This is a genomic window from Kitasatospora sp. NPDC001225, assembly GCF_053597855.1.
The window spans coordinates 1-10,354 of sequence record NZ_JBSFJC010000198.1; the positions used below are offsets into that span (position 1 = coordinate 1).

The window sequence follows — 10,354 nt, forward strand, 5'->3', positions numbered from 1 at the left end:
GCCCCGGCCCCCCGCGCCCTCACCCCCGACACCCTCCACGCCACCACCACCCGCCGCCGGGGCGCAGGGCCGGCCCGCGTGGTGCCCGGCCGTCCCCGGCCACCAGGTCGACTGCACGACCATGCGCCGGCCCCTGGTGACGGGCGAGCCGCGCCTGGGCGGCGTCGACGTGAGCTACGCGGTGGTGCGCCACAGCCGCCCCGGTCCGGCCCTGGGCACCGTCGCCCTCAACCCCGGCGGCCCCGGCGAGACCCTGATCGACCGCGCCGAGCAGGTGGCCGGTGCGCTGCGGGGGGTGCTGGACGACTACGACGTGCTCCTGCTGGACCCGCGCGGCACCGGCCGCTCCGGCCGGCTGCCCTGCGACGTCACCGAGGCCGAGTACCGCTGGGCCCCGCGGGCCGGCCAGCGCGAGGCCGTCGCCGAGTGCGCCGAGGAACTCGGCCCGCGCGCCCGCGGCTACACCAGCGCCGCCACCGCCGACGACATCGACGCCGCCCGCGAGCGCCTGGGCGCCCCCAGGCTGGTGCTGTACGGCATGTCCTACGGCACCTACCTGATGCCGGTCTACGCCGACCGCCATCCCGAGCGGGTCGAGAAGATGGTGCTGTCCGGCGCCTACCCGGTCGCCTTCGACTCCCTGGCCCGGCCCGGCGCCCAGCAGGTCTCCCTGACGCTGCGCCGGATCTGCGAGCGCAGCGGCGCCTGCGACCCGGACACCGCGGTGCACGACCTCGCCGCCGTCGCCGAGCGGCTGCGCGCCCGCCCGCTGAAGGTGACCGCCGAGGCCGGCGGCGAGCGGCGCACCGTGCTGTTCACCGAGGACAAGCTCGCCGACCTGATGTACGAGCCGGCCACCCGCGGCATCGGCCTGCACCCCGGGGAGTCCGGGCTGCTCGGCGCCCTGCCCGCCGCCCTGCACGCCTTCGCCGCGGGCGACGAGGGGCCGCTGTCCGCCCTGGTGCGCGGCGAGATGGAGGGCACCGGCACCGAGGACCAGGCCTCCTTCCTGGCCGTCACCTGCAACGACTACGTCCGCGCCTGGGACCCGGAGGCCCCGGTGTCGGAGCGCCGCCGCCAGTACCGCGCCGCCCTGGCCGCCGCCGACCCGGCCGACTTCGGGGCCTTCAACCCCGAGGGCTGGGCCGCGGGCCAGACCGACGGCGGGGACAACTGCCTGAACTGGCCGCGCCGGGGTACCGCCCGCCCGCAGCCGACCGACCTGGGGAACCTGCCCGACGTGCCCGTCCTGGTGCTCTCCGGGGACCTCGACACCAACACCCCCGAGGTCAACTCCCGCCTGTCGGCGGCCCAGTTCCGCCACAGCGCGTTCGTCTCGGTACCCAACAGCGGACACCTCCCGGAGTTGGAGTCCACCGGCTGCGCCCTGGAGATCGCCAGCGGCTTCATCCGCACCGGCGAGGTCGGCGACACCTCCTGCCTGGCCCAGGTCCCGCCGGTCGCGGTCGTCCCGGTCCCCCGCTGACGCGTCGTCGGCAGCCCCCGACCGGCCTGACCACGCCCGCCACCAGCGAGGATGACACCATGACAGATCCCACCGCCGACGCCCGGCGCACCGTCCTGGTCGTCGAGGACGACCCCGGTGTCCGCGCCACCCTCGACCACCTGCTGCGCTTCGAGGGCTACCGGGTGCTCACCACCGCCGACGGCCAGGAGGCGCTGGAGCTCCTGGAGCACCGGCGCCCCGACCTCGCGGTGGTGGACGTGGTCATGCCCCGCCTCGACGGCCTCGCGCTGTGCCGGATGCTGCGCCGGCGCGGCGACCGCCTGCCCGTCCTCGTCCTCACCGCCCGCCACCAGCTCGGCGACCGGGTCGCCGGGCTGGACGCGGGCGCCGACGACTACCTCGCCAAGCCCTTCGCCACCGAGGAGCTGCTGGCCCGCATCCGCGCCCTGCTGCGCCGCACCGAGCCGCTCGACGCCGGGGACGGCGAGGACACCGGGCTCGTCCTCGCCGACCTCGCCCTGGACCCGGCCGCCCGGCTGGCCCACCGCGGCGGGCGCCGGCTCGACCTGACCAAGACCGAGTTCGACCTGCTGGAGCTGCTGCTGCGCAACCAGGGCACCGTCCTGACCCGCCACCGGATCTACGAGCGCATCTGGGGCTATGACTTCGACACCGACTCGCGCTCGCTCGACGTGTACGTCGGCTACCTGCGCCGCAAGACCGAGGAGCACGGCGCGCCCCGGCTGATCCACACCGTGCGCAACGTCGGCTACACCGCCCGGACCGCCTGATGCTGCGCACCCGCATCGGCCTGGTGGTCCTCGCCTCCGTCCTGCTGGCGATCGCCGTGCCCGTCACCGCCGCCTACCGCGGCGTCAGCACCCTGGTCTCCGACCAGCTCGACCGGAGCCTGCGGGACCGGGCCGAGACCGTGCTCGCCGCCCTGGACCTCGGCCGGCTGCCGCCCGCCCGGCCCGACACCGTCGAACAGCTGCTGCCCGCCGACGGCACCGCCCGGCCGCTGGCCCCGGGCGGCGGGCCGGCGCTGCCGGTCTCCGAGCGGGCCCTGGAGGTGGCCCGCACCGGGCAGGGCTCCCACCAGGAGGACGCCACCGTCGACGGCACCCCCTACGGCGTCCTCACCCAGGCCCGCCCCGACGGGCAGGGCGCGGTGATGGTCGGCCAGACCTACGCCGGGGTCACCGAGGTCGACGACGCGTTCCTGCGGCGGATCACCGTCACCAGCGTGGCGGCCGCCGCCGCCTGCGCCCTGCTCAGCTGGCTCGTCCTCGGCCGCATCCTGCGCCCGGTGCGGCGCCTGGCCCGCGCCGCCGAGCACATCACCACCACCCGTGACCTGGCCACCCCGCTGCCCGCCGCCGGGCGCGACGAGGTCGGCGGCCTCACCCGGGCCTTCGAGTCGATGGTCGGCGCGCTGCGCCGCTCCCGCGAGCAGCAGCAGCGCCTGGTCCAGGACGCCAGCCACGAGCTGCGCACCCCGCTGACCTCGGTGCGCGGGTGCGCCGAGCTCCTCCAGCGCGCCCGCGGCCGGCTCGCTCCCGAGGACGAGGAGCAGATCCTCGCGACCCTGGTCACCGAGACCGTCGCGCTCGACGAACTCGTGCGTGAGCTGGTCGAGTTGGCCACCGACCAGCAGAGCGCGGAGGAGCCGGAGCCGCTCGACCTGCCGGCCGCCGCCGAGGACAGCGCGCGGCGCTTCCGCCGCCGTACCGGCCGGGAGATCGCCGTCATCACCGAGGGGCCCGTCCCGGTGCTGGCCCGGCCGCGGGCGCTCCAGCGCTGCGTGGACAACCTGGTGGGCAACGCCGTCAAGTTCAGTCCGGACGGCACCCTGGTCCAGGTCCGCGTCACCGGCACCCGGCTGGCCGTGCGCGACCGCGGGCCCGGGATCGCCGCCGGCGACCGGCAGGCCGTCTTCGGGCGCTTCTACCGTGCCGCCGGCACCCAGTCGACCCCGGGTTCGGGGCTGGGCCTGGCCATCGTCCACGACCTGGTCGTCGCGGACGGCGGCACCGTCTTCGCCGCCGCCGCTCCCGGCGGCGGTGCCGAGGTCGGCTTCCGGCTGCCGCCGGCCCCGGGCGGCTGACGGTCCGCCGGACGGCGCCCCGGCGGACCGTCCGGAGGGGCCCGGGCGGACGCGTGAGCGCGAGAAGTCCGGCCCCGGCCGGACCCCCGCGCGGGAGGGGCCCGTCAGGCCGGGAGGAGGTGGGCGGCCACCAGGGTGGCGAAGTCCTCGGGGGTGAGGATGCGGATGCCGAGCTCCTCGGCCTTGGCGCGCTTGGAGCCGGCCTTCTCGCCCGCGACCAGGAGGGTGGTGCGCTTGGAGACCGAGGAGGAGGCCTTGCCGCCGGCGCGTTCGACCAGTTCGTTCATCTGGTTGCGGGAGAGGTCGGCGAGGGCGCCGGTCATGCTGCCGGTGACGACGACGGCCTCGCCGGCGAGCGGGCCCCGGTCGTCGGCGGGGCCGTCGGCGGTGTCGCCTTCCCCTGCCGTCGGCGTGGCGGCGGGAGCGGTGGGGGCGGTGACGGCGGTGCCCACGCCGAGGGCGGCGAGGCGGTCCAGCAGCGGGGCGAGTTCGGCGAGTTCGGCGGCGACGACGCGGGCCTTCTCGGTGCCGATGCCGTCGACGCCGGCCAGGGTCTCGGCGTCGGCGGCCCGGATCGCCGTCATGGAGCCGAAGTGCGCGGCGATCCGGCGGGACATGGTCCGTCCGGTGCCGCGGATGCCGAGGGCGCAGAAGACCCGGTTGAGCGGCCGGGTGCGGGCGGTGGCGATCGCGGCGAGCAGGTTGTCGGCGCTGGTCTCCCCCATCCGGTCCAGGGTGAGCAGCTGTTCGCGGGTGAGGGTGAACAGGTCGGCGAGGTCGGTGACCAGGCCGGTTTCGACGAGCTGGACGGCGCGGGTGCCACCGAGGCCCTCGATGTCGAGCTGGTCGCGGCCGGCCGCGTAGAGGACGGAGGCGACGGCCTGGCAGTCGCGGCCGCGGACGCAGCGCCAGCGCTGCTCGGTGGTGTCGATGGCGTCGCCGCAGCGCGGGCAGGTCTCGGGGAAGGCGATCGGCTGCTCGGCCCCGGTGCGGGCGTCGAGCACCGGGGCCTCGACCCGGGGGATCACGTCGCCGGCGCGGTAGACGAAGACCTGGTCGCCGATCATCAGGCCGCGCCGTTCGATGTCGGCGGGGTTGTGGAGGGTGGCGAAGGTGACGGTGACACCGTCGATGACGACGGGTTCGAGGACGGCGCGCGGGGCGATGACGCCGGTGCGCCCGACGTTCCACTCCACCGCGAGCAGCCGGGTGACCTGGTGCTGCGCGGCCAGTTTGCGGGCCACCGCCCAGCGCGGTGCGCGCGAGCCGGAGCCGGCCTCAGCGCGGTCGGCGGCCAGGTCGGCCTTGACGACCACGCCGTCGATCCCGAAGGGCAGTTCGGCGCGCAGTGCGGCGATCTCCTCGACGCGCCGCTGGACTTCGGCGGTGTCGGCGCAGCGCCGGGGGCTGGCGGCGGTGGTGGCGGCGGTGTGGGCGCCGAGGGCGGCGAGATGGTCCAGCAGGGCGCTGTGGGCGAGGCCGTCGGGGCCGATGGCGTCGTAGGCGAAGAAGGTGAGTTCGATCCGGTAGGGGCGGTCCTTGGCCCGCAGGGTGCCGGCGGCGCCGTTGCGCGGATTGGCGAAGGGGGTGGCGCCGTGGTCGGCGCGTATCCGGTTGGCGTGGTCGAACTGGTCCCGGGTGAGGAGGACTTCGCCGCGCAGTTCGATGTCGGCGGGTTCGGTGAGTTCGGCGGGCAGGCCGAGGACGGCGTCGGCGGCGTGGGTGATGTCCTCGCCGGCGAGGCCGTCGCCGCGGGTGACGACCTGCTGGAGGCGGCCGGCGCGGTAGCGGGCGGCGATGGCGAGGCCGTCGAGCTTGGGCTCCACGCACCAGGCGGTGACGGGGCGGCCCAAGCGCCGTTCGAGGCCGGCGGCCCAGGCGTCGAGTTCCTCGGCGGAGAACACGTTGTCCAGGGAGAGCATCGGGGCGCTGTGCGGGACGTCGCCGTTCGCGGCGCCGCCGGCCACCTTGCCGGTCGGCGAGTCGGGCAGCGTCTCGCCGGGGTGGGCGCTCTCGTAGGCGGCGATGGCCCGCAGCAGGGTGTCGTACTCGTCGTCGCCGAGCGGGGTGGAGCCGTCGGTGTAGTACGCGGCGGCGGCCCGGACGGCGGTGGCGACGGCGTCGGCGTACGCGGACGGGGAGGACAGCGGTGCTGCGGTGGCGGTCATGCGGGAATCATGGCGGCCGGCACTGACAGGGCCTCGGGACGCGCGCCGGCGGAACGCTGGAAGGCGTCAGACCAGCCGGGCGGTGGTGGGGGTGTCGGTGCCGTTGCGGCGGGCGTCGCGGCGGGCGTGGCCGGGGGTGGGGCCGGTGCCGAGGACGCGGCCGTCGGCGAGGGCGAGCCAGGTGCCCGGGGGTGTGCCGTCGGGGACGGGGGCGGCGAGGGCGGCGGCGGGCTCGTGGCCGACGGAGGACGGCAGCGGGAGAGGGAGCTGGTGGCCCTCGCGCCACTGGGCGGTGGTGCGCTCGCCGCCGGTGCGGCGCCGCCAGTACAGGTGCTGGGCGACGATCAGCGGGCCCAGGGCGGTGAGCAGCGGGAATCCGCTGGTGAGCCAGCCGGCGGCGAAGCAGGCGCTGACCGCGCTGGTGGTGAGCAGGCCGACGAGGGCGGCGACGGCGGCGGCGGTGCGGCCGTGGGCCTTGGCGGCGACGAGCGGGTAGAGGACGAGCAGCAGGAGGTCGCCGAGGCCGACGGCGACGGGGGCCGGGCCGCCGGTGAGGGCGAGCAGGGGGGCGAAGGGGCGGTCCTGGACCTGTTCGAAGAAGCGGGTGGTGGTGTCGGTGAGGGTGGTGGCGGCCAGGTCGTAGCCGGTGAGGACGGCGGCCAGGGCGGCGGTGTGGCCGGAGCGCAGGCCGCTCTGGGTCCAGAGGTTGGCGACGCCGACGACGGCGGTGGCGATCATCAGGTCGCTGCCGGCACGGGCGGCGGCGGGGTGGCCGGTGAGGGCGGCGAGCGCGGTGGCGGCAGTGGCGGTGAGGGCGGCGGCCCAGGACCAGGGGGTGGCGCGCAGCGGGGTGGCGGCGAGCAGCGGGGCGAGGGTGAACTGGACGGCGAGGCAGGCGACGAGGCCGAAGACGGCGGAGACGGCGGCCGCGGGCAGGGCGGTGTAGAGCAGCGGGGCGAGGACGACTCCGGCGCACAGGACGGCGATGTCGCCGCCGGTGTAGACGCCGACCGGGGGGCGGGGCATCCGGACGCGGGCGAGGTACCAGGCGGCCAGGGCGGTCTCGGCGGCGACGGCGGCGCTGAGGGCGGCCAGGGCGGCGGGGTCGACGGTCATTCAGCGCCTTCCGGGGACACGGTCGGGGGCGGCGGGGGTGCCGGGGGCGGCGGGGACGTCGAAGGTGTCGAAGGTGTGCTCGCGCAGGTCGGCGCGCAGGGGTGCGGTCGGCGGCATGGCGGCGCGGTCCTCGTACAGCAGGATGTCGGCCAGGCGCAGGCCGGCGGCGCGGGCGCGGTCCTCCAGGCGGCCGCGCAGGGCGGTGGCGGGCAGGCGGTCGACCAGCAGGTGCAGGCGGGCCGGTCCGTCGGGGCCGTCGGGGCCGTCGGTGAGGGCGTGGCGGGCGGGCAGCGGGACCTCGGGTTCGGCTTCGACCAGGTCGAGCACCTCGCGGGTGGTGACGGTACGGCTGAGCGGGCCGTTCCAGCGGCCGAGGATCTCGGAGGTGGCGGGCAGGTGGGCGAGTTCGCAGTCGGGCGGCTCCGCGGGGAGGCGTACGAGGTCGCCGGTGGCGTAGCGCAGCAGCAGGGTGCACTCGCGGTAGGGCACGTAGGGGGTGTGCACGACGGTGCCGGTGCCGCCGGGGGCGGTGGGTTCCCAGGTGAGCGGGTCGAGGACTTCGAGGTGTCCGAACTCGGTGGTGTGGTGGAGGTGGCCCCGGGTGCAGGGGGTGGCGCCGGAGGGCAGGATCTCGGTCATCAGGTAGGCGGAGGTGGCGGTGGCGCCGAACACAGCCTCGGCGCGCCGGCGCAGCGGCGCGGAGAGCACCTCGCCGCCGACGCTGATCGACTCCAGGCCGAAGTCGGCTTCGCGCCACTTGTGCTGTTCGGCCTCCTGGACGAGGGCGGCCAGGTAGGAGGCGGAGGTGGTGAGGTGGGTGACCTGGGGGTCCTTGCCGGGCAGGCCGAGCGGGGCGGCGAGGCGGTCGAGGGCCACGGCGGGGGCCACGGTGCCGAGTTGGACGAAGCCGGCGCCGGCGCGGGTGGCCGACTCCTCGGCGTTGACCAGGGACAGGGTGGCGCGGGAGCAGCCGGCGTAGGCGACGGTGTGGCGGGGGCGCAGGCCGAGGCCGAGCACGGCGGAGATGGTGCTGAAGGCGATGGCGCACTCGAGTTCGGCGCGGGAGAACCACACGGCGGTGGGGGTGCCGCTGGTGCCGGTGGTGAGCGCCTGCAGGGCGGGGCGGGCGGTGTCGGAGACGAAGGCGGCGGGCAGGGCGCGCAGTGCCTGTTTGGGGGTGACGGGGACGCGTGACCAGTCCTCGGGCTCCAACCGGTCGGGGTCGAGGCCGAGTTCGGCGAAGGTGCGGCGGTAGTAGGCGGTGTGCCGGGCCGCGGTGCGGGCGGTGGCGCGCAGGCTGCGGCGGGCCACTTCGCGCCGAACCTGCGGGTCGACGTGTCCGGCGCGGCCGGGCAGCAGGGCGGAGTCCTCGCCGGGCTCGCCGAACTCGGCGATGGTGGCGACCAGGTCCCGGGCGAGGCGTTCCAGGTCGCGGGGGCGGATGCGACGGTTCGTCAGGATCGCTGCACCGTAGCGCAGTTGGCTCAGCGCGGTCGCGAACAAGCGGACTCCCAGGCCAGGGTCGGACGATGGGCCACCCGGCCCCGGCCGGGGTCGGTCGGATCAGACCATGTGCAGGAACATCGCGGCGGTGAGGGTGCTGAAGGCGTACTTGAGGTAGTGCTTGACCATGATCGGTTCTCCCTCGTACGGGCGGCCGGCCGCCCTGGCCGGGCGCAGCGGCGGATGCCCGGGGCCGGGTTCCGGCCTGCGGGCAACGGCAGTATAGGGACGGTCCGGCGGTGTGCAACAGGCTATGTGCACGGCCAACCTTCCGCTTGTGCAGGGGAGTTCGGTGTTGTGGGTGTGCGGTGGGGGTGTTCTGGGCACGATCTGACGAATCCATGCCGGGTGCCGGCCGCGTGACGGTCCGACACCCCCTCCCCCGAGGAGTCCCCTTGACGAACACGTTCCTGCGGCGGCTGTCCTTACCCGCCGCGCTCGCCGTCCTGACGGTCGCGGCGTCGGCCTTCGCCACCGGTACGGCCCACGCGGCCGAGCCGGGCGGCCCATGTGACCCCCGCGTCTCCCGGACCGGGCTGTACGAGGTCTCGACCGCCGTCGTCGAACCGGTGCTCACCCACTGGAAGGGCATCACCATCGCCCCGGGCACCACCGGCTCCGTCGAGACCACCGTGACCGAGGTCCAGAACGTCAGCACGACCTTCAACGCCTCTACCGAGATCAACGCGGAGGCGGGGGCGTTCTTCGCGAAGGTCTCCATCAAGGTCGGCTTCTCCGTCCAGACCAGCAAGTCCACCACCAGCACCTGGTCCCAGAAGGTCACGCTGAACTTCTCCCGCCCCGGCGACTACGCGGTGTTCAAGGGCACCAACCGCGTCCAGGGCAAGGCCGACGAGTACGTCTGCCTCCCCCGCGGCGGCTGGGGCAACAACGACCCCGGTGACGGGTACTGGGCCTACGCCTTCGGCTCCCACCCCACCTACAGCACCTTCGACGCCGAGATCGAGGGCACCGTCTCCTGCGACACCCCGGTCAACCCCGGCACCGTCCAGGAGCTGGCCCGCAACAAGCTCGTCTGCCACTGAGCCCCACCCCTGCCCGGGGCCGGTCCGTGCCCAGGACCGGCCCCGGGCGGGTCAGCGCCGGGGTACGGCGGCGTGCGGGATCGCGAGGTCGGCCATGCGGTGCAGGACGGCGGCGGGGATCGCGGGGTTCCTGGCGGCGGTGTCGGCCCGGCACGGGTCGAGCAGCAGCACCACCAGGTCCTCCGGGGGCAGGGCCGGGTTGACGCGGGCGAAGTGCCGCACGCCGCCGTCGGGGTCGGCCGCGAGCGCGGAGGCGGTGGCGGGGGCGAGCCGACGGTCGGCGGCGGCGGCCCGGCGGACGGCCGGGTCGGGGTCGGCGGCGGCCCGTTCGACGTGGGCGGGGGTGGCGGCGGGGTCGTCGAGGGCCAGGGCCCGTAGGCGCGGGTTCGGGTCGGCGGCCAGGCGCAGCAGGCCCAGGCGGGGGAAGCGGGGGTGGTTGCGCGGGCGGCCCGGCCCCTCGGCCAGTTCCGCGAACAGCTCGCGCAGCGCCGCCCCGGGCGTGGCGGCGATCAGCCGCTCCCACTGGGCCGGTGACAGCCGGCCGCTCTCCGCGGCGCCCATCCGCACGCGCCGGTCGGGGTGGGCGATCGCGGCGTCCAGGACTCCGTCGGGCAGGTCGTCGCGGTCCAGGAAATGGTGCTCGCCGGTGTCCAGGAGGCGCAGGAGCAGGCCGGCGGGGGCCGCGCGGTTGTGGCCGAGCCCGGACAGCCAGGCGAGGCCGGTCGCGCGGTCGACGGCGGTGGCGCGGGTCAGCGGGGTCCAGACGGGGCCGGGCTCGACGGGCCGTCCGGCCTCGGCAGGGGGTGTCGGTGCTGGTGTCACCGGCGGGAGCCTACGCCCGCCGCCCGTACGGCCCGCGGGGCGGGGCCGGGCAGGTCGGAGTGGCGGGAACGGGCGGAAACGCCGGCGGCGCGGCGGCCCGGACACCCGATCCCCCAGGTGTCCG

8 protein-coding genes are annotated in these 10,354 nt (G+C 76.2%); 4 read left to right on the forward strand and 4 right to left on the reverse strand.

What is annotated here, in order from left to right; genetic code table 11:
• The 3 genes from ACWDCZ_RS36525 to ACWDCZ_RS36535 form a co-directional block, all read left to right on the forward strand.
• On the forward strand, window positions 1-1,486 hold a 1,486-nt coding region (locus ACWDCZ_RS36525), incomplete at its 5' end, for an alpha/beta fold hydrolase (RefSeq protein ID WP_449818146.1).
• A 59-nt stretch (window positions 1,487-1,545) separates the two neighbouring features.
• Entirely contained in the window at window positions 1,546-2,259 is a 714-nt protein-coding gene (locus tag ACWDCZ_RS36530; RefSeq protein WP_074005393.1) for a response regulator transcription factor, read from the forward strand.
• A complete protein-coding gene (locus ACWDCZ_RS36535; RefSeq protein ID WP_049655786.1) occupies window positions 2,259-3,575 on the forward strand; it encodes a sensor histidine kinase in 1,317 nt (438 codons plus the stop codon). Before ACWDCZ_RS36530 ends, ACWDCZ_RS36535 begins: the two co-directional genes overlap by 1 nt.
• A 104-nt stretch (window positions 3,576-3,679) precedes the next feature.
• On the opposite strand, the gene ligA is transcribed toward ACWDCZ_RS36535, so the two are convergent.
• From ligA to ACWDCZ_RS36550, 3 genes are all read right to left on the reverse strand, one after another.
• Window positions 3,680-5,743, reverse strand: a complete 2,064-nt coding sequence (gene ligA, locus ACWDCZ_RS36540) for an NAD-dependent DNA ligase LigA (RefSeq protein WP_449818147.1) — start codon at window positions 5,741-5,743, stop codon at window positions 3,680-3,682.
• 66 nt (window positions 5,744-5,809) lie between these two features.
• Window positions 5,810-6,859, reverse strand: coding sequence for a hypothetical protein (locus ACWDCZ_RS36545; RefSeq protein WP_449818148.1), 1,050 nt, complete (start codon window positions 6,857-6,859; stop codon window positions 5,810-5,812).
• Window positions 6,860-8,362, reverse strand: coding sequence for a phenylacetate--CoA ligase family protein (locus ACWDCZ_RS36550; RefSeq protein WP_449818149.1), 1,503 nt, complete (start codon window positions 8,360-8,362; stop codon window positions 6,860-6,862).
• A gap of 395 nt (window positions 8,363-8,757) precedes the next feature.
• On the opposite strand from ACWDCZ_RS36550, the gene ACWDCZ_RS36555 reads away from it, so the two are divergent.
• Window positions 8,758-9,408 carry a hypothetical protein gene (locus tag ACWDCZ_RS36555; protein WP_074005389.1) on the forward strand — a complete coding sequence of 217 codons (651 nt, stop codon included), beginning with the start codon at window positions 8,758-8,760 and terminating at the stop codon, window positions 9,406-9,408.
• 51 nt (window positions 9,409-9,459) lie between these two features.
• Here ACWDCZ_RS36555 and ACWDCZ_RS36560 read toward each other — a convergent pair whose 3' ends face one another.
• Complete coding sequence (locus tag ACWDCZ_RS36560; RefSeq protein ID WP_449818150.1) at window positions 9,460-10,230, reverse strand: hypothetical protein; 771 nt, start codon at window positions 10,228-10,230, stop codon at window positions 9,460-9,462.
• Window positions 10,231-10,354 lie beyond the last annotated feature (124 nt).

Excerpts from the sequence above, each read along its gene's own strand:
- ACWDCZ_RS36530 (WP_074005393.1), top strand. The coding sequence starts at position 1,546 with ATGACAGATCCCACCGCCGACGCCCGGCGCACCGTCCTGGTCGTCGAG.
- ACWDCZ_RS36535 (WP_049655786.1), top strand. The coding sequence starts at position 2,259 with ATGCTGCGCACCCGCATCGGCCTGGTGGTCCTCGCCTCCGTCCTGCTG.
- ligA (WP_449818147.1), bottom strand. The coding sequence starts at position 5,743 with ATGACCGCCACCGCAGCACCGCTGTCCTCCCCGTCCGCGTACGCCGAC.
- ACWDCZ_RS36545 (WP_449818148.1), bottom strand. The coding sequence starts at position 6,859 with ATGACCGTCGACCCCGCCGCCCTGGCCGCCCTCAGCGCCGCCGTCGCC.